Annotated in this window: 21 protein-coding genes; 13 read left to right on the forward strand and 8 right to left on the reverse strand. The window is 65.9% G+C overall.

The features are described from left to right. Nucleotides 1–132: 132 nt before the first annotated feature. The 4 genes from IFT65_RS03735 to IFT65_RS03750 form a co-directional block, all read right to left on the reverse strand. Nucleotides 133–993, reverse strand: a complete 861-nt coding sequence (locus tag IFT65_RS03735) for a pirin family protein (protein WP_192080297.1) — start codon at nt 991–993, stop codon at nt 133–135. 681 nt (nt 994–1,674) lie between these two features. Further along, the gene (locus IFT65_RS03740) at nt 1,675–2,928 is read right to left on the reverse strand and encodes an ectonucleotide pyrophosphatase/phosphodiesterase (RefSeq protein ID WP_192080299.1); all 1,254 of its coding nucleotides are present in this window, start codon (nt 2,926–2,928) and stop codon (nt 1,675–1,677) included. Between the two features lie 46 nt (nt 2,929–2,974). Beyond that, the gene (locus tag IFT65_RS03745) at nt 2,975–3,472 is read right to left on the reverse strand and encodes a methylated-DNA--[protein]-cysteine S-methyltransferase (protein WP_192080301.1); all 498 of its coding nucleotides are present in this window, start codon (nt 3,470–3,472) and stop codon (nt 2,975–2,977) included. Beyond that, nucleotides 3,469–4,944, reverse strand: a complete 1,476-nt coding sequence (locus IFT65_RS03750; RefSeq protein WP_192080303.1) for a DNA-3-methyladenine glycosylase 2 — start codon at nt 4,942–4,944, stop codon at nt 3,469–3,471. The genes IFT65_RS03745 and IFT65_RS03750 overlap by 4 nt, the downstream gene beginning before the upstream one ends. 156 nt (nt 4,945–5,100) lie before the next feature. Between IFT65_RS03750 and IFT65_RS03755 the strand changes: the two genes are divergently transcribed. From IFT65_RS03755 to ubiM, 4 genes are all read left to right on the forward strand, one after another. Next, nucleotides 5,101–6,261 carry a hypothetical protein gene (locus IFT65_RS03755; protein WP_192080305.1) on the forward strand — a complete coding sequence of 387 codons (1,161 nt, stop codon included), beginning with the start codon at nt 5,101–5,103 and terminating at the stop codon, nt 6,259–6,261. Nucleotides 6,262–6,318: 57 nt separating this feature from the next. After that, nucleotides 6,319–6,879 (forward strand): DUF4019 domain-containing protein, encoded by a 561-nt coding sequence (locus IFT65_RS03760; protein ID WP_192080307.1) that lies wholly within the window; start codon nt 6,319–6,321, stop codon nt 6,877–6,879. 9 nt (nt 6,880–6,888) lie between these two features. Next, entirely contained in the window at nt 6,889–7,278 is a 390-nt protein-coding gene (locus IFT65_RS03765) for an MAPEG family protein (protein ID WP_188327328.1), read from the forward strand. An 89-nt stretch (nt 7,279–7,367) separates the two neighbouring features. Then, nucleotides 7,368–8,549: a 5-demethoxyubiquinol-8 5-hydroxylase UbiM gene (ubiM, locus tag IFT65_RS03770; RefSeq protein WP_192080309.1), complete on the forward strand. Its 1,182-nt coding sequence runs from the start codon at nt 7,368–7,370 to the stop codon at nt 8,547–8,549. A 16-nt stretch (nt 8,550–8,565) separates the two neighbouring features. Here ubiM and IFT65_RS03775 read toward each other — a convergent pair whose 3' ends face one another. Then, nucleotides 8,566–8,796 (reverse strand): RNA-binding S4 domain-containing protein, encoded by a 231-nt coding sequence (locus IFT65_RS03775; RefSeq protein WP_188324602.1) that lies wholly within the window; start codon nt 8,794–8,796, stop codon nt 8,566–8,568. Nucleotides 8,797–9,030: 234 nt separating this feature from the next. On the opposite strand from IFT65_RS03775, the gene IFT65_RS03780 reads away from it, so the two are divergent. The 5 genes from IFT65_RS03780 to IFT65_RS03800 all read left to right on the forward strand — a co-directional run bounded on the left by IFT65_RS03780 (nt 9,031) and on the right by IFT65_RS03800 (nt 17,175). Then, the gene (locus IFT65_RS03780) at nt 9,031–10,926 is read left to right on the forward strand and encodes a DEAD/DEAH box helicase (RefSeq protein WP_192080311.1); all 1,896 of its coding nucleotides are present in this window, start codon (nt 9,031–9,033) and stop codon (nt 10,924–10,926) included. A 164-nt stretch (nt 10,927–11,090) separates the two neighbouring features. Further along, the gene (locus IFT65_RS03785; RefSeq protein ID WP_192080725.1) at nt 11,091–13,508 is read left to right on the forward strand and encodes an EAL domain-containing protein; all 2,418 of its coding nucleotides are present in this window, start codon (nt 11,091–11,093) and stop codon (nt 13,506–13,508) included. 112 nt (nt 13,509–13,620) lie between these two features. After that, the gene (locus tag IFT65_RS03790; RefSeq protein ID WP_342365841.1) at nt 13,621–15,267 is read left to right on the forward strand and encodes a diguanylate cyclase; all 1,647 of its coding nucleotides are present in this window, start codon (nt 13,621–13,623) and stop codon (nt 15,265–15,267) included. Between the two features lie 39 nt (nt 15,268–15,306). Then, on the forward strand, nt 15,307–16,029 hold the full coding sequence (locus IFT65_RS03795; protein ID WP_192080313.1) for a pseudouridine synthase: 723 nt from the start codon (nt 15,307–15,309) through the stop codon (nt 16,027–16,029). Between the two features lie 75 nt (nt 16,030–16,104). Beyond that, nucleotides 16,105–17,175, forward strand: coding sequence for a sensor domain-containing diguanylate cyclase (locus IFT65_RS03800; protein ID WP_192080315.1), 1,071 nt, complete (start codon nt 16,105–16,107; stop codon nt 17,173–17,175). An 82-nt stretch (nt 17,176–17,257) separates the two neighbouring features. Here the strand turns inward: IFT65_RS03800 and IFT65_RS03805 are convergent, their stop codons facing one another. Genes IFT65_RS03805 through IFT65_RS03815 form a run of 3 tightly spaced genes read right to left on the reverse strand, consistent with a single transcriptional unit; the run spans nt 17,258 to nt 19,485 of the window. Then, nucleotides 17,258–18,205: a DMT family transporter gene (locus tag IFT65_RS03805; RefSeq protein WP_188324598.1), complete on the reverse strand. Its 948-nt coding sequence runs from the start codon at nt 18,203–18,205 to the stop codon at nt 17,258–17,260. 39 nt (nt 18,206–18,244) lie between these two features. Continuing rightward, the gene (locus IFT65_RS03810) at nt 18,245–19,045 is read right to left on the reverse strand and encodes a DUF72 domain-containing protein (RefSeq protein ID WP_342365843.1); all 801 of its coding nucleotides are present in this window, start codon (nt 19,043–19,045) and stop codon (nt 18,245–18,247) included. Further along, nucleotides 19,042–19,485: a VOC family protein gene (locus tag IFT65_RS03815; RefSeq protein WP_192080317.1), complete on the reverse strand. Its 444-nt coding sequence runs from the start codon at nt 19,483–19,485 to the stop codon at nt 19,042–19,044. The genes IFT65_RS03810 and IFT65_RS03815 overlap by 4 nt, the downstream gene beginning before the upstream one ends. Before the next feature lie 106 nt (nt 19,486–19,591). On the opposite strand from IFT65_RS03815, the gene IFT65_RS03820 reads away from it, so the two are divergent. The 4 genes from IFT65_RS03820 to IFT65_RS03835 all read left to right on the forward strand — a co-directional run bounded on the left by IFT65_RS03820 (nt 19,592) and on the right by IFT65_RS03835 (nt 25,114). Continuing rightward, a complete protein-coding gene (locus IFT65_RS03820) occupies nt 19,592–21,151 on the forward strand; it encodes a serine hydrolase (protein WP_192080319.1) in 1,560 nt (519 codons plus the stop codon). A 93-nt stretch (nt 21,152–21,244) separates the two neighbouring features. After that, nucleotides 21,245–23,077 carry a multidrug efflux ABC transporter SmrA gene (smrA, locus tag IFT65_RS03825; protein WP_192080321.1) on the forward strand — a complete coding sequence of 611 codons (1,833 nt, stop codon included), beginning with the start codon at nt 21,245–21,247 and terminating at the stop codon, nt 23,075–23,077. A 109-nt stretch (nt 23,078–23,186) separates the two neighbouring features. Next, a complete protein-coding gene (locus tag IFT65_RS03830; RefSeq protein ID WP_192080323.1) occupies nt 23,187–23,645 on the forward strand; it encodes a hypothetical protein in 459 nt (152 codons plus the stop codon). Beyond that, nucleotides 23,642–25,114: an FAD-dependent oxidoreductase gene (locus IFT65_RS03835; protein WP_192080325.1), complete on the forward strand. Its 1,473-nt coding sequence runs from the start codon at nt 23,642–23,644 to the stop codon at nt 25,112–25,114. The genes IFT65_RS03830 and IFT65_RS03835 overlap by 4 nt, the downstream gene beginning before the upstream one ends. The last annotated feature ends 21 nt before the right edge of the window (nt 25,115–25,135 follow it).

A 25,135-nucleotide genomic window follows, 5' to 3' on the forward strand; every position in this document is an offset into this window, starting at 1 on the left:
CGGGCGCGGTCGCCGTTGCGACCTGGCCCCCATCCCCGGACGCCAACCCTGCCTGCCAGCCACGCTGGCGGGAGTTGGGATGACCTTAACGGAACGTGAGCGAGCGCACAAACCCTGTTACATCGGTAACCATCAGGCGGGCAGGGGAATGAACTCCTGATCGTCGCCCGCAATGGTGCCGAAGCGTCCGTTTTCCCAATCGTGCTTGGCCTGCTCGATGCGCTCCTTGGAACTGGAGACAAAGTTCCACCACAGATGGCGGTGGCCATCCAGCGGCTCGCCGCCCATCAGCATGGCCTTGACCGGCGTTTTCGCGCGCAGCCGTCCACGCGCCCCGTCAGCCGGCAGGATCAGGTGCTGCGCAGGCACGTCCACGCCATCCAACTGCGCCTGGCCGTCAAGGATGTAGAGCGATCGCTCGCGGTGACCGGTGTCCAGATCGATCTCCGCATCCGGCTGCAGATCGATGGCGACGTTGAGGGTATCGGCGAACACCTTGACCGGCGATTCCTCACCGTAGGCCCGGCCGGCGATCACCCGAAGCCACGCGCCATTGCGATGTTGCTGGGGCAGCGTCGCGGCGGCGTGGTGGTGGAACGCCGGTTCCACTTCCTCGAAACCCTTCGGCAGCGCGATCCAGGTCTGCATGCCATGCAGCGGATGGCCGTGTTCGCGCTCCGGCGGCGGCGTGCGTTCGGAATGGGAAATGCCGCGGCCGGCGGTCATCCAGTTCACATCGCCAGGACGGATCACCTGGTCCGAGCCCAGGCTGTCCCGGTGGCCGATGGCACCGGACCAGAGGAAGGTCACGGTGGCCAGACCGATGTGGGGATGGGGGCGCACGTCGATGCCGGTGCCGGGATCAAGCACGGCCGGGCCCATCTGATCGATGAACACGAAGGGTCCGACACTGCGCGCCTGCAGGGTGGGCACGGCGCGGCGGACTTCCAGCCCGCCGATGTCGTGCACGCGCGGGGCGATGATGGTGGTCATGACGGGCGTTCTCGCTGGCAGGGACAGGGGCGCAGGATCGCATGCGATGTGCGGCGGGGGATCCCCCGAATGGGCAACAGGGTGTTGCAGTTGCAGAGCGAACGGGCAGGACCCCCTCGCGGGTGGCTCGACAGCCGCTGCAGGAGGATGGGCCGGGCGGTGGGGCTGTGCGCGGGACGGCAAAAACCGCATCCATGCGGGCCTCGTTTCGCGCCATCCATGGCGGGGTCCACGTCATCGCATTCGCGCTGCCGCTCCCACGCTTTGCTTCGCAAACCGTGGGCCCCGTCTCACCAGCACCCATACCCCGCCGCTTCGCGGCCGCCCCTGACTCAGGGGCTCCCTCCACCAGACGTTTCAACGAGATCTGCGGTAGCGCCGACCCATGGTCGGCGGAATGTTCCCGCCAACCGCCCGCTGCGCTCGCCGACCATGGGTCGGCGCTACCGATGCCCGCAGGTCCCATGGCCACCATGGACCTGTCGAAGGTGGGGCGGGGTGGGTTGGCGGGGGCGTTGAGCGCCATGGATGGCGCGAAACGAGGCCCGCATGGATGCGGCTCTTGCCGTCCCCCGCCAACCCACCCCGGCCCGCCCACCCACGGCCCTGCCGCCGTTGCTGTTGCTGTTGCCGTTGCTGCTCGCTTCTGCGGGCGCCGCGCGCAGCCCGGCACCCCACCCGCTAGCGCAAGGTCTTCAGCAACGTCTGCGGGTCACCGTCGTTCGGCGCGGCCGGCACCTGCAGCAGGCGCGCCAGCAGGGAATACAGGTCGACATTGTCGAAATCATCGATCACCACGCCCTGCTTGAACGACGGCCCACGCGCAATGAACACCGCGCGCATCGACGGCAACGCGTTGTCATAGCCATGCGATCCACGGTCCTGCTGGGGACGCTTGGCGATCGTCTCACGGGCCAGCGCATCCCAGCCCTCATCCATCTGGCACACGATGGCAGGGATGCGTGGGTTGCTGCCGTAGTGCCATCGGGCAGGCAGGTCGCCCTTCTTCCAGCACGTGTACTGCGCGTGGCGCCCTAGCAGCACGCGTTCGGCCGCGGCGCGCTGGCCCGGCATCGGCTCGAAGCCGACCGACTGGCCCACGCTGATGTTGCGCGCGATGGCCGGATCCGCCATGTCTTCGGTAGCGATGACGTGACCCTCCGGCACCGACGCCATACCGTGGTCGGACACCAGCACCACGTTGGTGGTGGCGTCGAGACCGCCCCGCTGCAGTCCATCCAGTACCTGGCCGATCACCGCATCCGCGCGCTGGATGGCCGTGGTGTACTCGGCCGACTGTGGACCATCGTGGTGCCCGGCCTTGTCCACGCCTTCCAGATACAGCGTGACCAGTCGTGGCGCATCGGAACCGGCCTGCTGCAGCCACGCCAGCACATCGGAAGCGCGGCGTTCAAACGGGACGCGCTCGTCATATTGGCGCCACTGGCTGGGTCGCACGCCCTTTACCTCGGCTTCGCTGCCCGGCCACGACCACGTTGCAGTGCGCACGCCGGCCTGCTCGGCACTGACCCAGATCGGCTCGCCACCCCACCATGCAGGCTTGGTGACCGTGTCGCGGTCGCTCAGTTTGAAAGGGCCCAGTTGCCCATCGTCCATGCTGTTGTGGATGATGCCGTGCTTGTCCGGGCGCAGGCCGGTGACCAGTGTGTAATGGTTGGGAAAGGTCAGCGACGGATACGATGGATTCATCCATTTCGCGCGCACGCCGCTGTCGATGATGCGCTGCAGGTTCGGCGTGATGCCACGGTCCAGCGCATCGGCGCGCAGGCCGTCGATGGAGATCAGCAGCAGCTTGGGTGCAGGTGCGGCGACAGGCGTGGCGGCGACGCCGGAACCGGGGCGGGCAACTGGGGTGGTGCAGGCAGCCAGCGGCAGGATCGCGGCCAGCGCCCAGGCAAGGCGTCGATAGGTCATCGCGCTATTGTAGGCAGCCGCAATGACGTACCCAAGACACCAAAGGTCATGGGGGGTCGAACAACGCGCCTGCCCCTTGTTCCAGACGCAGCAGCGCGGCCTTGGTCTGCAGTCCACCGGCGAACCCGGTCAATGAGCCGTCGCGGCCGATCACCCGATGGCAGGGCAGCACGATCGGCAGCGGATTGCGGCCGTTCGCCGCGCCCACGGCGCGCGTTGCCGTGGGCTGGCCCAGCGCGGTCGCCAGTTGCAGGTAGCTCCAGGTCTGCCCGAACGGAATCGTCGCCAATGCGTGCCACACGCGCAGTTGGAACGGCGTGCCGCGGGGGGCCAGTGGCAAGGTAAAGGCCGAGCGCTCGCCCTGCAGGTACTGGAGCAGCTGCAGGCGCGCCTCGCGCACCGTCGCGGGCTGGTACTGCCAGTGCTCGCGGCCCTTCGGCGGATGGCGGTTCTCAGGGAAAATAATGTGGGCGATGCCGTGCGCGTCGCCGGCCACGGTGAGCTCACCGATCGGCGAATCGAAGCGATCGTAATGAAGGGTCATGACGGAGCTCCACGGAAAGGAGGAGAGAGGTGCCAAAGGTGCAGCACGGCATAGGCGCGCCAGGGCCGCCACGGCTGTGACCGTTGCTCGGTCTGGCGTTCGGTCAGTCGCTTTTCGGGTGTGCCCAGCATCTGCTGCAGCACCAGGTCACCGGCGGGAAACGCATCAGGCTGGCCCAGCGCGCGCAGCGCAATGTACTGCGCCGTCCACGGACCGATGCCGGGCAGGGCGATGCAACGCTGGACGAAATCCTCAAGCCGTTGCCCTGCACCGAAGTCGAGCTGACCCTCGGCGCAGGCACGTGCAAGCGAACGCAGTGTCGATGCACGGGTGCGTGGAAGGCCGATGGCCTCCAGTGGCGCATCGGCCAGTCGTGCGGGTTCTGGAAACAACCGATCCAATCCGTCGGGCATCCCGTCCAGCGGGTGCCCATAGGCTTGCACCAGCCGACGCGCCAGCGTGGTGGCCGCCGCAACGCTGACCTGCTGGCCGAGCACCGCGCGCACCGCCACTTCAAACCCTTCCCAGCCGCCGGGAACGCGCAACCCCGGACGCTGTGCGATGCCCCGTGCAAGCAGGGGCTCTGCCTGCAGCGCCGCGTGGACCTGATGCAGGTCGGCATCCAGGTCGAACATATGGCGTACGCGGCGGACCACGGCCGGAATCTGTCGCGGATCGATGCGCTCAAGCCGCAGCACGAGTTCGTTGCGCCCGGGCGACGCGCTGACCTGCAGCAGGGCAGGGCGCTGCGCAGGGCCGATCACCCGCTGGTAGCCGTCGTCGTCGATGCGTTCAATCCCGGGAATCATCCGGCGCTGCAGGAACTGCAGCATCAGGCCGAAATCCAATGGAGGCCGATATCCCAGGCGCAGTTGCACGGCATCGCCCGCACTGGAGGCGGGGGCAGGCAGGCGGCGGATGGCGGTGGGCGGCATGCCACAGCCACCCAGAAACGCATCATTGAACCGCCGCAGGCTGTTGAAACCGGCGGCCAACGCCACATCGGTCACCGGCAGGCGCGTCTCGGTCAGCAACTGCTTGGCCTGCAGCAGGCGCTGGTTGGCATGCAGTCGCTGCGGCGTCACGCCCAACGCAGCGACGAACAGCCGCTGCAGCTGCCGCGCGCTGATACCCACCCGCGCGGACAGCGCGGCTACCGTCGCGCCCTGCAGGAAGCCGTCATGGATCAGATCGAGCGCCCGCCGCACGGCGTCCTCGTCGATCCGCTGCTGCGCCGCCGGTGACAGCTCCGGCCGGCAGCGCAGGCAGGGCCGATAGCCGGCCGCAGCGGCAGCGGCCGCGTTGGCGTAGTAGGTCACGTTGGACGGCTTCGGCGCCGGCGCCGGGCACACCGGGCGGCAATAGATGCCGGTGCTGCGGACGGCCGTGAAAAACAGCCCGTCGAAACGCGCATCGCGGGCCAGTCGCGCACGTTCGCAGCTTGCAGTGTCCAAGGCGGCAGAGGATGTCATGCGATCAGTCTAGGCCGGCCGGCGTGTCCGGGCTCGCCATTTTCGGACACCAATGCATCCGCCCCCTGACGCAGCCGGTCAGGTTCAGCGGCGGTTGCAGCCATCTGCTGTGCAGGCCCTAGACTGGGCGTGTGTTTCCGACCGGTTCGATGGTACATGTTGCTCAAATGGTGGTCGCCCCTGCTGTGCCTGGCCTTGGCCTCGTGCAGCCAGCTTGAGAATCCCGGCAACGTGACGGCCAACGAGGCCGCCACGCGTGCTCCCAGCGCCGACGGCGACCACATGGTGTCCATCAACGTGGCCGACGCGCCGCCACCCGCATCGCCGCCTGTTGGCCGCGCCGATCGCCCGTGGCCGGCGGCAGCGCTGGAAAACGGCAGGGCATGGATCAGCTGCACGACAGACTACGCAGCCGAGCCCGGGGACGGCGAGGAGCTGGCGGGCCTGGAGCGTGTGCAGATCGAACAGGCACTGCAGCCGTGCAGCGAGCGCGGCCTGGCGCGTGTGCGATACAGCGGCAAGATCAATCCGGGCTTTGCCGAGCTGGTCTGGCGGCTGGCCGTGGTAGCCGACGGGCTGGGCATCCACAAGCGCATCCTCGACCTGGACTCCAGCGGTGGACAGGTTGAATCGGCCATCGTCGCCGGTGACAGCATCGGCGAGTCCAACTGGACCATCTGGGTGCGTGAGGCCTCCATCTGCCACAGCGCCTGCGTGTTCGTCCTGGCGGCGGGCGACAATCGCCTGGTGCTGGGCAAGGTGGGCATCCACCGCATGATGCGGATCAGCTCGAAGGCCACGTCGCGTGCCGAACTCAACCGCGAGCTGCATGAGGTGTATGACAACGTCAAGGATTACCTGCAGCGCAACGGCGTTGCGGTGGGCGTGGCCGACCTGATGATGACGGTGCCCAACCGCAGCCTGCGGGTGCTGACGTCGGACGAGCTGCGGCAATATGGCCTGGACGGCACCAACGCGGTGCAGGACGATCTGGAGCGCATCAAGCAGATGCGCGCCTGCGGCGATGATTTCGTGCGCCGCAAGGATGCGTTCCTGGTCGCCTTCGACCAGCAGTGCAAACGCGAAGGCGCCGAGTTGGAAGCCGTCAATGCCTGCGGGCAGTCGCTGAAGAAAGACTACGGATTCCCCGATGAGGTATGCCCCTCGGACAGCCCGCTGTCGGAGATTGACGTGGCGACCCTGCCGCCCGCACCGGGTGTCTCGCCGTCGCAGCAGGGAGCTGCGGATGATGGACGAGACGAGGCGGCGCCGACCGCCGAGCAGATGCCGGCCGAACCGGCCGAACCGGCGGCTTGAAGCGCGGGGCGGTGGGTGGCGTAGACTGCGGGCATCTACCCTGAACCGGCGGTTCCGATGAAGCGATCGTTGATCTTTCTGTCCCTGCTGCTGCCCGTCGCGGCGGTCGCTCAGCAGCCTCAGGCCGCCCAGCCGTCCACTGCACGGCCTGCCGCAGCCCCGGCTGCAACGGGCGCGCGCCCGGCCGCCGCCACGGCACCGGCTGCACCGGCCCAGCAGCTCACGCCGGCCCAGCAGGCGCAGCTTGAAAAGCAGAATGCCGAGATGAGTGCAGCGGCGCTACAGGCGGCCCGGCTTGTGGACGGCGGCCAGACGGCGCAGCTGTGGGACGGCGCATCGGCCGTAGCACGCAAGGCGGTCACGCGTGATGCGTTCACCAAGCAGGTCAGCGCGGATCGCGCTCGGCTGGGCGCCTTGGTGGGCCGTGGCCAGCCGAGCATCAGCCGGGTGCGGTTCAACGCAGGGGCGGCCGTTCCCGAGGGCCTGTACCTCAACGTGACCTACCCGACGCGCTTCGCCAACAGTCCGCAGCCGGTGCGTGAGCTGGTCAGCTTCCGCCTTGATGAAGACAAGGTCTGGCGCCTGGCCGGTTACAGCGTCCGTTCGCCGGGAACCTGAGCCATGCCCCTGTCCATTGAGCTGCAGATGCTGGCCTGGTCCGGCCTGCTGGGTATCGGTTACGTGCTGCTCGCCGTCGCAGCGGTCACGCGGGAACGCGGGCAGAAGTGGAACGCCTCCGCGCGCGATGGTGCGCCACCACCGCCGGGTCTCGTGGCGGGGCGCCTGCAACGCGCGCAGGCCAACTTCTTCGAGACCTTCCCGATCTTCGCTGCCGCTGCGTTGGCGGTCGTGGTGGCCGGCCGGCAGGACGGCAGCACGGCGCTCGCGGTGCAGCTGTATTTCTGGGCGCGATTGGTCTATCTGCCGCTGTATGCAGCAGGCGTGCCCTATGTGCGCAGTCTGGCGTGGGTGGTCTCCATGGCCGGCGTGTTCATGCTGCTCAAGGCGTTGCTGTGAATCCGCGCGGCCCGGCCTGATCCAGATCAAGGGCCGCGCCGGGCAGTCGCCGCTATGCTGGGGCTGACAAACAGCCGGGAAGCAGAGCGATGCAGGTGACCGATGTGGTGGTGGTGGGGGCGGGCCCCGCCGGATTGTGTTTCGCACGGTCTCTGGCTGGCAGCGGCCTGCGGGTCGCATTGGTGGAGCCGCAGTCCCGGCAGCAGTTGGCCGATGCGCCGTTCGACGGGCGCGAAATCGCGCTTACCCACGCATCCCGGCAGATCCTGCAACGCCTGCAGGTGTGGGAGCGGCTGCCTCCCGCCGAAATTTCCGAGCTGCACGATGCCCGCGTCATGGACGGGGTGTCCCCTTTCGCGCTCACGTTCGCGCGGGACCGGCCTGCCGATGGCCCGCTGGGCTGGCTGGTGCCCAATCATCTGATCCGCCGTGCCGCCTGGAATGCCGTGCAAGGGCAGCCCGGCCTGCAGCTGCTGGACGGCCGCCGGGTCCAGGGCGTGCAGACTGCCGATGCAGGCCATGTGGTGCAGCTTGACGATGGCAGCCGCCTGCACGCGCGACTGCTGGTTGCCGCCGACAGCCGCTTTTCCTCTACCCGCCGACTGCTCGGCATCGGTGCCCGCGTACGCGACTTCGGCAAATCGATGCTGGTGTGCCGGGTGCAGCTCGAGCGCGATCACCGGCAGACGGCGTGGGAATGGTTTGGTTATGGCCGCACCCTGGCCTTGTTGCCGCTCAACCACGGACTGGCCTCGGCGGTGATCACGCTGCCGCCCCGGCAGGTAGAAGGGCTGCTCGCATTGCACGAGGATGCACTGGGAGATGCGATCAGCCGTTTCTTCGCGCATCGCCTGGGCCGCATGCAGCCCGTGGCGAAGCCGCAGGCATACCCCTTGGTGGGCGTCTACGCCGAGCGGTTCGTCGCTGCAGGCGCGGCGTTGATCGGCGATGCGGCGGTGGGCATGCACCCGGTCACCGCGCACGGATTCAACCTGGGGCTGGCCAGCCAACACCGGTTGGCCGACCTGATTTCGGATCAGCATGCGCGCGGTGCCGACATTGCCGATGCGGGGAGCCTGGCCCGCTACCAGCGCGGGCACCGACGCGCCTCGCGGCCGCTGTACGAAGCCACCAATGCGATTGCCAGCGTGTACACCGATGATCGCGCGCCAGCGCGTCTGCTGCGGTCGGCCGGTCTGCGGCTTGCGCAGGGTGTACGCCCCTTCCGCCAGCTCATCGCCAGCCACCTCACCCAGCCAGTGGCCGGGTAGGGGGCCTAGTGGGGGCTCAGTCTTCTTCCGGCAGGGCCAGCACCCGGATCACGGTGTCATCGAAATCGACCTGCTGGCCCGCGCGGATCTTGCAGGCCTTGCGCAGCTCGACTTCACCGTCGACCAGTACGCGGCCCTCGCTGATGGCCATCTTGGCTTCGCCGCCGCTGCTGACCAGGTCGGTCAGCTTGAGCAGCTGTTTCAGCTCGACGTACTCACCGTCAAGGTCGAACTCTAGGGTCTGCATGGGGGGCTTCCGTGTAAGATGATGCGCATTGTGCGGTGATCAGCGAGGACGGTCCATGACCCCTTGCGGTTGCGCCAGCCTCGGATGAATGGCGGCAATCCCCCGGTTCATCCAGCGTGCTGTATCCTATGCACTCGAAAAAGCGCCGGGGCACGCGTCAGAAGGGCGCCCTAAGCGCACAATACCCCCCTTTTTTCGCCTGCCACGTTCGTGGCAGTGCCTTCGGAGTTCCCCATGTCCCAAGATACCCAAGCGCCGATGCAGTTCGCGCAGCTCGGCCTTTCCGAGCCCGTCATGCAGGCGGTTGCCGCCGTCGGTTACGAAACCCCCTCGCCGATCCAGGCTGCCACCATTCCGGCCATGCTGGAAGGCCGCGATGTGCTGGGCCAGGCCCAGACCGGTACCGGCAAGACCGCAGCGTTCGCGCTGCCGGTGCTGTCCAACATCGACCTGCAGCAGACCAAGCCGCAGGCACTGGTGCTGGCGCCGACCCGCGAGCTGGCCATCCAGGTCGCCGAGGCGTTCCAGACCTATTCCTCGAAGATCCCCGGTTTCCGCGTGCTGCCGGTCTACGGCGGCCAGCCGTATGCCACCCAGCTGTCGGCGCTGCGCCGTGGCGTGCATATCGTGGTGGGTACTCCCGGCCGCGTCATCGACCATTTGAACCGCGGCACGCTGGACCTGTCCGAGCTGAAGACGCTGGTGCTGGACGAAGCCGATGAGATGCTGCGCATGGGCTTCATCGACGATGTCGAAGCCGTGCTCAAGAAGCTGCCGGAAAAGCGCCAGGTCGCGCTGTTCTCGGCCACCATGCCGCCGGCCATCCGTCGCATCGCCCAGACCTACCTGAAAGACCCGGCCGAAGTCACCATCGTCAACAAGACGACCACATCGGCGAACATCCGCCAGCGTTACTGGTGGGTGAGTGGCATGCACAAGCTGGATGCACTGACCCGCATCCTGGAAGTCGAGCCGTTCGACGCGATGATCGTCTTCGCCCGTACCAAGGCCGGCACCGAAGAACTGGCCACCAAGCTGCAGGCCCGTGGCCTGGCCGCTGCCGCCATCAACGGCGATATGCAGCAGGCGCAGCGTGAGCGCACCATCGCCATGCTGAAAGAAGGCAAGCTGGACATCCTGGTCGCTACCGACGTTGCCGCGCGCGGCCTGGACGTCGAGCGCATCAGCCACGTGCTGAACTACGACATTCCGTACGACACCGAAAGCTACGTGCACCGCATCGGCCGTACCGGCCGTGCCGGTCGCAGCGGTGAGGCGATCCTGTTCGCCACTCCGCGCGAGAAGGGCATGCTGCGCCAGATCGAGCGCGCAACGCGCCAGCCGATCGAAGAGATGCAGCTGCCGAGCGTGGAAGCCGTCAACGACAACCGCGTCAGCAAGTTCACCGCGCGCATCAGCGAAACGCTGGCACAGGGCGGCCTGGACTTCTATCGCCAGCTGCTGGAGCGCTTCCAGGGCGAGAACGAAGTGCCGGCGATCGACGTCGCCGCCGCGCTGGCCAAGATGATGCAGGGCGATACGCCGTTCCTGCTGCAGCCGCCGGTGCGTGCGCCCCGCGAAGAGCGTGCCCCGCGTGAACGCACCGACCGTCCTGAGCGGAACGAGCGCTTCGACCGCGGTGACCGTCCCAAGTTCGACCGCGCGCCGCGCGCCGAAGGCGAAGGGTTCCCGGACCGTCCGCGCCGTGAAATGCCGCCGCGTGGCGCGCCGGAGCAGGGTATGGAAACCTTCCGCATCGAGGTGGGTCACCAGCATGGCGTCAAGCCGGCCAACATCGTCGGCGCCATCGCCAACGAAGCGGGTCTGGAAAGCCGCTTCATCGGCCGCATCGACATCCATGACGGCTTCTCCGTTCTGGACCTGCCGACCGACATGCCGCAGGACGTGCTCACCCATCTGAAGAAAGTGTGGGTATCGGGCCAGCAGCTCAACATGCGTCGCGTTGAACCGGGCGAGGATATCAGCCAGGCACCGCGGGGTCCGGCCAAGCCGCGCTTCGACAAGGGCGGTCCGCGCCGTAGTGGTCCGGGTGGTCCCGGTGGTCCGGGTGGCAATGATCGCCCGCCACGCCGCGAGGGATTCAAGCCGCGCGGTCCGCGCAGCGTCTGATCCCACGCCTGCCATGACATGGAAACGCCAGCCCTCGGGTTGGCGTTTTTTTTTTGTCCCGGGACAGCGCGCGGAGGCTTCGCGCCGTGCAGACAGGGCCGCCGCTAGCGTGCATGATGCGCTGAATGCAGTCAGGATCAACCACGGATTGGGGGGCTCCACGAATGGGCGAGGCCGGTGCGAGGATGCGGCAGCTTGCGAGGACGCGCGGCTTGACCCTGCGCTTTGCCTTGCTGACCGGTATGGCCGTGGGCCTGGTAGGCATCTCCGCGCTGATCCAGGAACTGCAGGCCGCATCCACGGCCTGGATCGTAGGCCAGAGCCACTGGTCGCGCAGCCAGCAGCAGACCGTTGCCGCGCTGGATAATTATCTCGACAGCGGCGTCGCCACCGACCTGCACGAGGCGCGCACCGCGCTGGCGGTGCCGCTGGCGGACCTGGAGGCGCGCCTGGCGTTGGAGCAGGAAGTGCCGGACGTCGATACCGCGCGCGCTGCCTTCCTGCGCGGCGGGAACGCCCGTGGCGATGTCAATCGGTTGATCCTGTCATACCGCTATGGCCGTGACTTCGCTTATTTCCGCGAAGCGTCCCACTTGTGGCAGCAGACCGATGCGCCGTTGCAGGAGCTTGCGCGCATCGGCGACCAGCTGGAACAGCGTTTCCAGTCCGGCACGGTCAGTGAGCAGGATGCGGTGCGCTATCACCGTCGTCTGAGCGAACTCGATGCGGGGCTGCAGGAGACCGCACGCCATTTCTCTCTCGCGCTGGTGAACATGTCCGCCCTGGTGCGGATGATCACCCTCGCCGTGGGTGCGCTGTCAGTGGTGGCCATCGCCGTGGTCGCGCTGCTGTTGGCGCGTCGCGTGCGCACCGATCTGATGGAGCAGGAAAGCCGGTTCCGTGCCGCCTTCTACCAGGCCAGTGTGGGCATGCTGAAGATCGACGGGGAAGGGGGCATCATGGAGGTCAACCAGGCGCTGGCCGACCTGCTTGGCCGTCATCCCGAGCAGTTGCAGCACATGCACCTGCGTGAGCTGCTGGCAGAGGGCGAGCTGGTGCTCGATGGCGGGGGGCGCATTGACTGGCCCCGCCAGCTGCGTGCCGGTGAACTGCGGTTCCTGCGGGCGGACGGCAGCCTGATGTGGGGGCGCTGGAGCGGCACCGCTGTGTCACGCGGCAAGCAGGGCATTTCGATTTTCGCGATCGTCGAAGACGTCACCCAGAACCATGTGCTGGCGCGCGAAGTGCAGCACCACGCCAGCCATGATGTGTTGACGGGCCTGATCAACCGGCGCGAGATCGAGCGGCTGCTGGAGCAAGCCGTGCAGCAGGTGCGCAACGATGGCGGCGTCCACGCGCTGTGCTATCTGAACCTCGACCATTTCAAGCTGGTCAACGACACGGTGGGCCACGCGGCAGGAGACCAGATGCTGCGTGCCTTCGCGGAGCATCTGGAGGACGCCGTGCGTGACGGCGACTGGGTAGGGCGGCTGGGCGCGGACGAGTTCGCACTGTTCCTGCAGGGGGCTACGCAGGATGCAGCCAAGCAGATTCTGCACCGGTTGATCCGCACGCTGGGACAAGCGAGCGTGCAGTTCGGCGAGGACACTCTGAAGATCAGCTGCAGCGTGGGCGTGGTGGAAATGGGCACCGATACGCCGGATGTGAACTGGCTGATGGGGGCTGCCGACAGCGCCTGCTACGCGGCCAAGCAGGCAGGACGCAACCGCATCCACTGCTTCAACGAAGACCGCATGGCGCTTGAGGAGCGGCGCGGTGAAGCGGATCGGCTGCGGCGCGTCAGCCGCGCCATCGCCGAAAACCGCATGGTGCTGTACGCGCAGCGCATCGCCAATGTCGAAGACCCCGGTCACCTGCATTACGAGGTGCTGGTGCGGATGCGCGATGAGCAGGGCGTGCTGCACGGGCCGGGTGAGTTCATTGCCGCGGTCGAGCGCTATGGCATGGGCATGTCGCTGGACCGGTGCGTGCTGTCGATGCTGTTTCGCCACTTGCAGGTATGCCCCGCGCACGTGGCGCGGCTGGGCATGTGCAATGTGAATGTGTCGGCGCAGTCGATCACCGAGCCCAGCTTCCTGGCCTTCGTCACCGATCTGCTCGAGCGCAACCGCTCGCTTGCGCCGCGGTTGTGCTTCGAAATCACGGAAACGGCGGTCATCAACAATCTCGGTCAGGCGCGCGAGTTCATCGATGCGGTCAAGGCGCGCGGATGCCGTATCGCACTGGATGATTTCGGATCGGGGTCATCCTCGTTCGGCTACCTTCGCCATCTGCCCGCCGATCAACTGAAGATCGATGGCACGTTCGTGCGTGACATGCAGACCGATCCGATCAGTCGCGCGACGGTGCGCGCGATCGCCGCGCTGGGCCGCGAACTGCAGCTGGACGTGGTGGCCGAATGGGTGGAGACCGACGAGCAGGCAATGCAGCTGGTGGAGATGGGCGTGCACAGCCTGCAGGGCTATGCCATCGAGCGACCACAGCCGTTGGAGCGCATCACGCAGACCGCGCTGCACCCGCACCGCCAGCAACAGACGCCGCCGTGGATGGCGCAGCGCTAGGCAATTGGTCGCAGTCTGCGTGAAAACCGTGCGGCTGCGATAATCTGGCCGCACGGACGGCGCGCAGTCTGCGCGCACGCAAGCAGGCGGGTGGGGCGTGGGGAGCACAGGAGTGCAGTGGCAAGGCTGGGTGGTGATCGTGGCGCTGTTGTGCGCCGTCCTGCTGCCGTCGGAGGCCGCGGCGACGCCACAGCCTGTGCGCGATTATCTGCTGCTCGGTGGCGCCACCGACGAACCCACACCGCATCGCAGTTGCACGCCGCAGATGCTCCACGGCCCGCGCCAGACGTTGGAGATTCCCGCTCCGGCCGGTGGCTGGTCCGGTCAACCGCAGGCGCTGGATGTGTTCAACGTCTTCGCCGGCGAGGTGATGATCCGCCACGCGGCGCGGGAGATATGCGGCAACATGGGGGATGCGCGGACGCGGGATTCACGCTTCCGCGCGGGCATCGGCATCGTCATCGTCCCGCCTGCGGGCAGCGCCGAGCCCATCGTCGTTTCCTGGGCGACCCCCCTGAAGGAACGCTGGGGACCCACGCTGCGGCTGGGCGCGCCCAGTCCGGTACAGCAGCGTGACACGGCCCGCCTGCTGGTACGCGCTGCCTGCCTGGCGGTGGCGTTGGCGTTGGCGCTGTCGGCATTGATGGGCTTTTTCAGCGCGCGTGATCGCCTGTTCCTGGTCTACGTCGGCGTCTGCGCGGTGTTCATGGTCTGGCAATCGGTGTTGAGCGGCCTGAGCGGGTATCCAGAGCCCTGGTTTCCGGTGGACGTGGACAGTGCATGGTGGCTGGTGGGATTGACCGCCTGCGCGCAGGCGGTCCTGCTGCCGGTGTTGTGGCGGCTCAACGTGGGCGACCGCCACTGGCCACGCTGGCGGCGCACCTGGGCCATGCTGAGTTGTGGACTGGTGCTGGCGGCCCTGCTGGTGCCCTGGATGGATTGGACGATGCTGGGCTGGATGGCCGACATCCTGCAGGCGGCACACATCACCGGTTGCGCGGCCGCGTTGCTGGCCGGCGTGTGGGCCTGGTCGCGCGGCGAGCGCTGGGCAGCCATCGGGCTGATTGCCGTGGCCCCGTTCCTGCTGATGATCGTGGCCGATCTCGCGCGCGCCCAGTGGTTGTTGGCGCATCGCGTGGAATCGCTGCAGTTGTCCACGACCTGGTTGTTGATGATGGCCGCCTACGCGCTCAACCAGCGGCTGGGCAAGCTGCGTGAGCAGCGTGACGAGATGCGCCAGCTGGCCGATACGGACTCGCTTACCGGGCTGCCCAATCGCCGTGCCGGGCTGCGCCAGCTGGGTGCGCAGATCGCCCGCGCGACGGACGAAGGCACACCACTGGTCATCGGCTTCCTCGACATCGACCTGTTCAAGGAAATCAATGATCACCACGGACATGAAACCGGTGACGCGGTGCTGGTCGCGGTGGCGGCCGCGTTGCGCGGTTCGGTGCGCAGCCGCGAAGAAGTCTTCCGCATGGGCGGCGAAGAGTTCCTGCTGCTGTTACCCGGCGCCAGCCGCGCGGTCGCCGCCGGGCGCCTGGAGCAGATCCGCCGGAAGATCAGCGAAGCCGGCACCGCGCTGCAGGTACCGGGATTGCAGGTGACGGTGAGCATCGGCCTGGCGCAATGGCGGCCAGATCAGGACGATCTGGCAGGGCTGCTGCGCCGTGCCGATCATGCGATGTACGGCGCAAAGCGCGCCGGCCGCGACCGGGTGATGGACGGGGACCAGCTGGATGCGGGCAGCGCCGCCTGAATCCATGCCGCGGAGGCCACAATGCCCGATAATGGGGGCATGACCATCCGCCTGAACAAACATATCGCCGAAACCGGCTTCTGCTCCCGCCGCGAGGCCGACCGGCTGCTCAGCGAGCGCCGCGTTACTGTCAATGGCCACGTTGCCGGTACGGGCGCGGTGGTTGGCGAAGAGGACAAGGTCCTCATCGACGGGCAGCCGCTTCGCGTGCGCCAGGCCAGCAAGCCCGGCGGCCGTCGCCATGTCTACATCGTGCTGAACAAGCCGGTCGGCATCACCTGCACCACCGAGAGCTCGGTAAAGGGCAACATCGTCGAGTTCGTCGGCCACGAACAGCGGATCTTCCCGATCGGGCGCCTGGACAAGGATTCCGAAGGGCTGATCCTGATGACCAGCAACGGTGACATCGTCAACCAGATCCTGCGCGCCGAAAATGGCCACCAGAAGGAATACCTGGTGGCCGTCAACAAGCCGGTCACCGACGAGTTCCTGCGCGGGATGGCCCGCGGTGTGCGGCTGCACGACCAGACCACGCTGCCCTGCCGAACCTCGAAGCTGGCCAAGTTCGGTTTCCGCATCACCCTGCAGCAGGGGCTCAACCGACAGATCCGGCTGATGTCCGCGCACTTTGGCTTCCGGGTCACGCAGCTGCGGCGCGTACGCATCGATAACATCAAGATCGGTGCGCTCAAGCCGGGCCAGTGGCGCAACCTCAGCGAGCAGGAACTGCGCGGCCTGCTGCCCGGCCAGCAGGACTGGTAAACGCCGCGAAGCAGCGGGTCCATGGCCTGCTGCTTTCCTCTAGACTTGATCCCGGTCCCATCCCCCGAGCGCTGGATGATCAAGCCCGCAAAGCCTGCCAACGAAGCGCAGCGTCTCGATGCGCTGCAACGCTATCGCATCCTCGACTCGGAAAAAGAAAAGTCCTTCGAAGACCTGGTCACCATCGCCCGTGCGGTGGCGGGCACATCGATGGCGGCCGTGACCCTCATCGATGACGAGCGGCAGTGGTTCAAGTCGATCCAGGGCACCCAGGTGTCCGAGCTGTCGCGTGACGAGTCCATGTGCGGGCATGCCATCCTGCGGCCGCAGGAAATCATGGTGGTCGAGGACGCGCGGCTTGACGCGCGCTTTCATGACAACCCGATCGTGACGGGTGATCCTCGCGTACGGTTCTACGCCGGCGCGCCGCTGGTCAGCAACGATGGCCAGCCGCTGGGTACGCTGTGCGTGTTCGATCCGCAACCGCACCGGCTCGACGCCGACAAGGCCGAGGCGCTGTCCGCCTTGTCACGCCAGGTGATGGTGGTCATGGAGCTGCGTCGCTTCGCGCTGGATATCCAGCAGCACATGCTGGAGCGGGATGATTACGAGAAACTGCTCAGCGACTACCACGACGTACTGCTGGCGCAGAACGCGGACCTGGCCGAACAGAGCCGCACCGACGCCTTGACGGGCCTGCCGAACCGGCGTGCGATGGCACTGGCGTTGGACGCGGCGGTGACCACCCGCGATGGCCAGCGGCGGCAGACCTGCGTGGCCCTGCTCGACATCGATCACTTCAAGCGCATCAACGATTTCCAGGGGCATGCCACTGGTGATCGCGTGCTGTCCGAACTGGGTGCGCTGCTACGTTCCCACTTAGCCGGGGCCGGCCTGGCGGCCCGCTACGGCGGCGAGGAATTCGTCGTGCTGCTGCCGGACACCGACCTGCGCACGGCCGAAGTGCAGTGCGAGTTCCTGCGCACGGCAGTGGCCGACCTGCCATTGGGCTTCCCCGTCACGGTCAGCATCGGCGTAGCGGCACACCGCAGCGGCGACAGCACCGACCACACGGTCGAGCGTGCCGACGCCGCCCTGTACCGGGCCAAGGCCGCCGGCCGCAACCGGGTGGAGACCGCCCCGTAAAAAAGGGGACGGAGGGGATTAAGTCGTTTTTGACCTCTTTTGGGGTCAAAAACGACTTAATCCCCTCCGTCCCCTTTTTTCCTCAGTCCGCGATGTTGCGGGCTTCTGCGGTACCGAGGATCTCGGGGTGCTGGACGGGGCGGCGACGGTTGAGCAGGGGATGCAGGAACACCGCGCCGATGATCACCGCGACGCCGACGTAGAACCAGCCGGCGACTTCGTGTTGTTCGCGTAGCAGGACCACGGCGAGGATCACCGCGTAGACCGGCTCCAGGTTGGTCACCAGCTGTACGGTGTATGCGCTGAGGTGACGCAGCGCCACCAGGGCCAGGGCGAACGGCAACAGCGTGCAGACGCCCGCCAGCAGCAGCAGCAACAGGCCGTCATGCAGGTCTGGCATCACCCACAGCGGGCTGGCCAGGGCAGGCAGCAGGTAGGGCATCAGCGGGGCCAGCAGGGTCAGGGTCAGCGTGCCCGCACCCAGTTCCAGTGCAGTGACGGTAAGCGGGTCGGCATGGCTGACCATGCGCTTGTTGAGCGAACCGAACACGGCGACCAGTACCGCCGACATCGCGCCGACCAGCACCCCCACCCGCATGCCCTCCGGCACGCCGCCGACCACCAGCGCCACGCCGGGCAGCACCGCGATGCCGAACACCAGTTCGCGGACCTGGAACGGGCGTTTGGCCACCCAGGGTTCGATGATGGAGGTGAACACCGGGGCCAGTGCGATGCAGGTAGCGGCAACGGACGCGTTGGCCAGCTTCACCGCGCCGTAGAACGTCAGCCAGTGCAGCGCGACCAGCGCGCCGATGCCGGAATAAGCTGCCACGACCCGCCATGGCAGGGTGCGCAGCCCGCGCCATACCCGCGGCAGCAGCGCCAGCATCGCCACCACCAGCAGCATGCGCCACCACACCAGCGGCAGGGCCGGCAGGGTGATCAGCTTGCCGAGGATTGCCGTGATTCCCCACAGCAGTACACAGAAATGAATCTGGAAAAGGGCTTTGCGGGTGTCAGGGCTGCTCATCGCGATATTGTGCGGCAAGCAGGGCCCTGCGGCGATGGGTCAGCGTGCGTCGCAGCGCTGTTGCAGGGCCATCGCGGCGGCAGGATTGCGGGCCTTCGCCGCGCCGATGCACAGCAGATAGACCTCGCGCGGTGATTGAGCGGCTGCGGCCGCAATCAACGGCAGGTCATCCACGGGCCGTCCAGCTGCCCAGGCCTGCGCCCTTGCGACCCAACGCTGCTGTGCCGGCACGGGAAGGCCGGCCTTCAGGCGGGCCTGGCTGCGCTTGATGCGGACGTAGGCGAAGTCGGCGGTCAGGTCACCGTGCAGCGGGACGTCATCGCTGTCTTCGATGACCAGTGCGATATCGTGCCGGCGTGCCGCGGTGATCAGCGCGGCATCCACTGCAGCGGGGTTGCGCACTTCCAGGGCGTGCTGCAGCTTCACACCCTGCAACGAGGCGGGCAGCGTGGCAACGAACGCCGCAAGCGCATCGGCGTCAGCGGAATGATCCGGGGCGAACTGCCACAGCACCGGACCGAGCCGGTCACCCAGGGCGAGTGCGGCCTGCAGGAAGGGCTGCGCGGCATCGGCCACGCCGGACAGGTCCCGCCGCTGCACCAGGTAACGCGGTGCCTTCATTGAAAAACGGAAGCCCTCCGGCGTCTGCGCCGCCCATTGCGCGCATTGGGCAGGGCTGGGCGTGCGGTAGAACGTGCCGTTGATTTCGATGCAGCGCAGGGCCTGGCTGGCGAAGGCCAGCTCTTCGCGCTGCACCAGGCCTTCGGGATAGAACATGCCACCGCGCCATTCCGGGAACACCCAGCCGCCGATTCCACAGCGTATCGGTGCGGCGCTCACTGCGATGCATCCGTGTGCCAGGGGTCATAGCTGCCAAACCACCACAGGTAGCCTTCCGGATCGGCACAGGCATAGCCACGCCCGCCGTAGGGTTGGTCCGCCAGATCCATGACGATCCGCGCGCCTGCGTCGACCGCTCGGGTGAAGTGCGCATCGACGTCGCTGACGATCACGCAGGCACTCTGGGTCTGACGGCCGCCGAGGTCGGCTGGATGCACGGCGTGACGCGACCACTCCCCCTCATTGCCGGCCGAGGCCAGCATGAGCATGCCCCCGCCGTAGACCAGCTGCGCGTGGTGCACCGTATCGCCGTCGGCGAAGACGGCCTGTGCCTGGAAACCGAACGCGCGCTGCAGCCAGGCGATGGCTGCCTGTGCATCGCGGTAGCGCAGGCAGGGAATGATGGTCGAACCGGCAGTGGCCTGTGCATGGTCTGGCATGGCACCCTCCTTTGGCACAGGAAGGCTGCGCTGTGCGCCGTTACCATCCTGAGAAATCCCGGCGGCCCTGCACGGTGCCGCCACTCCCGTCTGGAGACTGTGCGTGATGATGCGTTTGATTGGAGGCGTGATGCTGATGGCCTGTGCGACGTTGGCGGGTGCGGCAAGTCCGCCGCCCCTGCAGGACCTGGATGCCACCGTGGAGCGCGTACGCGAGCGCTTCGACGTGCCGGGCATCGCCGTGGCCGTGGTGAAGGACGGGAAGATCGTTCTGGAGCGTGGCTGGGGCGTGCGCGAGCAGGGCCGCCCTGGGCCGGTGCAGGCCGACACGCTGTTCGCCATCGCGTCCAACACCAAGGCGTTCACCGCGCTCTCGCTGAACCTGCTGGCCGAAGAGGGCAAGCTGAAGATGGACGACAAGGTGATCGAGCACCTGCCGGCCTTCCGTATGTCCGATCCCTTCGTGACGAGCCAGATGACCGTGCGCGATCTGTTGTCGCACCGCAGCGGCCTGAGCCTGGGCGCGGGGGACCTGCTGTTCTGGCCGACCACCACGTACCGCAATGCCGACGTCGTGGAACGCTTGGGCAAGGTGCCGTTGAAGGGAGGCTTCCGTGAGCGCTACGCCTACGACAACATTCTGTACGCCGTGGCGCAGCAGGTGATTGAAAAAGTATCCGGCCAGTCTTACCAGGCCTTCCTGCAGCAGCGCATTTTCGACAAGGTCGGCATGGCCGGCACGCGGTACAACGCGGACCACCTGCGCGCGGGTGACCAGGCTGCCGTGGGCCACGCAAAGTTCGACTTCACCGATCTGCGCACGGTCGCGCCGTTGACGTGGCAGAACAATGCCGGCGCAGGCGGTATCTATTCCAGCGTGCACGACATGGCGCGCTGGATGCAGGTGCAGTTGGCGCACGGCACGCTGTCCGATGGCACCGCGCTGTTCAGCGCGAAAAGCCAGCAGCAGATGTGGCAGATGATCACCCCGCAGGTCGTCGCCGAACCGGCGGTGCCGGAGCTGCTGCCGGCGCGGCCGAACTTCGCCGGCTATGGCGAGGGCTGGAGTCTGAGCGATTACCAGGGAAAGAAACTGGTCTGGCATACCGGGGGATGGCCCGGCATGGTCTCGCGGGTGACCTTGGTGCCCGAAGAGAATCTGGGCGTGGTCGTACTGACCAATCAGGAAGTGGGTGCGGCCTTCAACGCGATTACCCTGAGCGTGCTGGATGCGTACTTGGGACGCAGCAGGCATGACTGGGTGGATGCCTACGGCAAGGCCGTGGACAAGGGACGCGGCAAGGCGGACGAGGCGTGGGCGAAGCACCAGGCCGCGCGTGATCGGACCAGCCGGCCATCCCTGCCGCTGGACGCCTACGCCGCTACGTACCGGGACAGCTGGTATGGCGACATGCACATCTCACGCAACGGCAAGGTGCTGCGCCTGCAGTTCGACAAGACGCCGCAGCTGGTCGGCACGTTGGAACATTGGCAGCACGACACGTTCATCGTGCGCTGGGATGATCGTTCGCTCAATGCCGACGCGTTCGTGAACTTCAGCCTGGATCCGGATGGAAAGGTGCGCGATGTGCGCATGCAGGCGATATCCGAGCTGACCGACTTCAGCTTCGACTTCCAGGATCTGCTGTTCGTGCCGCAAGGGTGATGCGCACCCGGGGGTGACGCGTGCGGCGGCCGTCACTACCGGGCACGCGCTTGGTGGGATAATCAGCGGGTTCCCGTGCTGTGAGCGACTGTGATGTTCCGCTGGTTTGAATCCCTGATCCCGGTGTTTCCGCCGGTGGACAAGCGCACGCCGCCGCGCAGCGTGGTGAAGTTCTATCTGTTCTATCTGCGTCCGGTATGGCCGGTGCTGTTGGCCACGCTGATCGCCGGTCTGCTGCTGGCGCTGGTGGAAGTGGCGATGTTCGACTTCCTCGGTCGCATCGTCGACATGGTGGCCGAGCAGCCCGGCGCGGGATTCTTCCAGCGCCATGCGCAGGATCTGATCTGGATGGTGGTGGTGTGTGTCATCGCCCGTCCGGTGCTGGTGGGCCTGCACAACCTGCTCGTCAACCAGGCGATCGTGCCGGGCCTGAGCAACCGCTCCCGTTGGCTGATGCACAACTACGTCGTGCGGCAGAGCCTGACGTTCTTCCAGAATGATTTCGCCGGCAGCATGGCCAACCGGGTGATGCAGACGGGCACCTCGCTGCGCGAATCGGCGGTGCAGATGGTCGACTCGCTCTGGTACATCGTGGTCTACACCGGCACCGCGCTGTTCCTGTTCGCGCAGGCCGACTGGCGGCTGATGATTCCGCTGCTGCTGTGGATGCTGGCCTACGCGGTGATCATGGTGTACTTCGTGCCGCGTGCGAAGGAGCGCGCATGGATCGCATCGGAAGCGCGATCCAAGGCAATGGGTCGCATCGTGGATGGCTATACCAATATTCCGACGCTGAAGCTGTTCGCCCACGGGGGGCGCGAGCAGGCGTACGTGGCAGAGGCAATTGAAGAACTGGCGGTCAAGCACCGTCGGCAGACGCGCATCACCAGTGGCATGGACCTGACCATCGCCATCGTCAACGGCTTCCTGATTGCCGGCACCTGCGGACTGGCGTTGTGGCTGTGGAACGACGGGCTGATTACCGTCGGTGCGATCACCCTGGCCACCGGTCTGGTGATCCGCATCCACAACATGTCCGGCTGGATCATGTGGACCATCAACGGCATCTTCGAAGACATCGGCACAGTGCAGGACGGCATCACCACGATCTCCCAACCGCTGACCGTGCAGGACCGCGATGATGCGCCCGCGCTCACCGTGAGTGCGGGCGGCGTGCATTTCCAGAACATCCACTTCCACTATGGCAAGCGTGGGGGCGTGATCGACGGCTTGGACCTGCAGGTGAAGCCGGGCGAGAAGATTGGTCTGGTCGGGCCATCGGGTGCGGGCAAGTCCACACTGGTCAACGTGCTGCTGCGGCTGTATGACCTGGAAAGCGGGCGCATCGTCATCGACGGCCAGGACATCGCCTCGGTGACACAGGAAAGCCTGCGTGGTCAGATCGGCGTGGTCACCCAGGATACGTCGCTGCTGCATCGTTCGATCCGCGACAATCTGCTGTATGGCCGGCCCGAGGCGACCGACGACGCGGTGCGCGCGGCGGTGGCGAAGGCGCGTGCCGATGGCTTCATCGAGTCGTTGGTGGATGCGCAGGGGCGCAAGGGGTATGACGCGCTGGTGGGCGAGCGCGGCGTCAAACTGTCCGGTGGCCAGCGCCAGCGCATCGCCATTGCCCGCGTGTTGCTGAAGGACGCGCCCATCCTGGTACTGGACGAAGCAACGTCGGCATTGGATTCGGAAGTGGAAGCCGCGATCCAGGACAACCTGGACGAGCTGATGGCGGGCAAGACGGTGATCGCGATCGCACACCGTCTGTCGACCATCGCCCGGATGGACAGGCTGGTGGTGATGGACCAGGGCCGGATCGTTGAAACGGGCACGCACGCAGAACTGGTGGAGGCCGGTGGCCTGTATGCGCGGTTGTGGGCACGGCAGACCGGCGGCTTTGTTGCCGCAGATCAGTGACCAACGCGGGACGCGGTGACTAAAGTGGCTCTAGCTTCGGTCGATAGGAAGTTGTGTAGGAATTAAATCGCCGCCGGATGGCGGATTAGAATCAAGGATGAGATCGCTGATGGCCGCACCTTATACCCGGAGTACCAGTACTTTCCTTTTGGCACTGTTGAAGCGCTCGACGGTGCGGGGGCTCTCTGAATCGACGCTGCGGGAAGAACTACTGCGCTATGCAGGTAAGTCTGAGCTGACTCTCGACGATGTGAAATACCTGCCGACCATTCCCCGTATGGCCGACCGGAACCTTTGGTTCGCGAGTCATCTGCGCAGACAGCTGACAGTTTTGACATCACTAAAGCTTGTGGTGGAGCGCGATGGGCACTGGTCGTTGCCGTCATCGGAGGCCACGTTCGCCGACGCCCGAGAAGGGCAACACAGGCAAGTCACCGTTTCCAATGACGGACCGGAGGAAGACGGTGAGCGCGGCTTCGGTCAAGTGCTCGCGCATCCCTTGTTGTTCTGCTTGTCCGAAGCAGATTACTCCGAGCGGATAAACAGTGCGCTGGAGGCATTGCAGTGAAGAATGTCTTGAGTGTCTTCGACTGTTTTGGCCTGCTGGCAAGCAAGGTGGCGCCGAACGTTTTCGATCTATCAAGCGGACAATACCATGTCAGCTTGAGAGACCAGATCGTCCGTGGGCGTCTACTGGTGCGAGATCTCTGCGCGGTTAACTCGAGCTTTGATTCGTTACTTGTCGTGGGAGCGGGAGCCGGTGGGCTTGCGGTAGCTGTGGAGGCGGCCAAGCGCGGCAAGCGCGTTGTAGTGCTGGAAGCCAGCGGAACTCCTATGTGGAGACAGATGTCAGCAAGCAGACGCTACGTTGGCCCGTTCATGTATGAATGGCCATGGCAGTTCAGTCGAAATCAAGAGTATCCGCCAAAAGATCTAACTATATGGGACCACTTCGAGACCTGCCCTACGCTGTCAGCGGTGAAACCTTCCACTGCCAAGGAATTCGCAGGCCAGATATTGGGGTGGTTCGATGCTCAATCCCTGGCCTGCCCAGAACTGCATACGGCTGTCGATGTGGTAGGTGCGTTGCAGAAGCGTGTCCAAGAGTACCTCAGGACGGGTTTCCGGACAGATCAATCTCTCGATCTGAGTGATATGAGCTGGCGCGGGGAATTTACAGGTCCGCTCAACATAAAGCCAGAGTACATCGTGCTGGCAGCCGGGATGGGCGTTGAGAACTGCACGCTTCCTCATCACGATGGGGTGGAGGCAAAGAAAGAGGAAGATCCCTTCAAGGGGACGATGTTCTGGGAAGATGACGCGTTACAGGAACATGCGAAGAATGGTGGCGACATCGTGGTCATTGGCGGTGGTGATGGTGCATTGCAAGACGTACTTCGGGCGCTGACCAACCACGACCACCCCATGCAGACGCTCGAACAGTTGGAAAAGTGCAAAGACACCGCGGAACAGCTGGAGAGGGTTCGAGAGCAGTTGCAGACCATTGATTCCCAGGCGCGGCTAATGGCAGGCTGGAGTTGGGATCCATCCGAGTGGAGGGTGGCTGATCGGCTTTGTCGCGAGGTTACCGCAGGCCTTGCAGTCCAGGCATGCGTCCGGACATCGGTGATTGAGTGTCTGCGGGAACTGGACGCGGGCCGGGGACAGAAGGTCACGCTTCTTATCAAGGAAACGTACTTTGACAAGGCATATATGTTGAATCGCTTTCTGGTTCACCTGATACATCAGGTGCTGGAACATGCGAAGCACGGAGGGGAAGCTGATAAGCGCATCGGTTTTGATCTGCGCACCGAGATGAACGTGCAAGGTGTCCAGAAAGTAGGGGCCGAGAAATACAAGGTGCATTGCCTCAAGGCGGAAGAAATCGTGACCACCTCTTTTGACGCCGACTATATTGCAGTGCGCTTCGGTATTGACAGGAAGTCCATTCCTGGCCTGCAGATGGTGCATCTCAGGGGTGACGATCAGCGTCAGCGTACGACGTTGAGCAGATTGCCTCTGCCGTTTGTCGTCTAGACGACAAACGGCCCGGGAGTT

It is taken from the genome of Stenotrophomonas sp. CFBP 13725 (assembly GCF_014841935.1).
Classification (GTDB): Bacteria; Pseudomonadota; Gammaproteobacteria; order Xanthomonadales; family Xanthomonadaceae; genus Stenotrophomonas.